The organism is Escherichia sp. KCJ4928, assembly GCF_004352695.1.
Lineage (GTDB): Bacteria > Pseudomonadota > Gammaproteobacteria > Enterobacterales > Enterobacteriaceae > ECMA0423.
In genome coordinates, this window is record NZ_SJWV01000602.1 from 1 (window position 1) to 467 (window position 467).

General features: G+C 40.9%; 1 pseudogene. It reads right to left on the reverse strand.

Annotation, left to right across the window (positions count from 1 at the left end):
- Nucleotides 1-467: pseudogene (locus E0D98_RS25810) on the reverse strand (ISAs1-like element ISEc1 family transposase); the annotation flags it as partial.

Sequence of the window (467 nt, forward strand, 5' to 3'; positions counted from 1 at the left end):
TTTTTGTATCTTCTCTGCAATATCTTTCTGGCAACCCATCGCATCAGTTGTGATGATTTTTCCTTTAATATCCAGCATGTTAAGAAGTTCTGGGATAGCTGTAATCTCATTAGATTTCTCATCCGTCCTGATCTGTCCGATGACCAGACTGTGCATTGTTGAGAACGCACTAATGACATGAATCGCTCCCCTGCGGCGACTCTTGTCATAAGAGTGCCGGAGCGTTTTTCCATCAATTGCGATGACGTCTTTATCATCTGAAGAATGGCAGTCACGCATCCAGTTAATAAAGCACTCATGAAATTTTGCAGGACTGATACAGGATACAACTCTGGCAATAGTATCGTGAACAGGAATACCATTTTCAAAATCACCATATTGCTTCAAGAAATCGAGATGTGTTTCCCCGAAATCCTCTATATCTTCCCAACTTTCTGCACCAGAAATAACGGCAAAAATAGTCAATA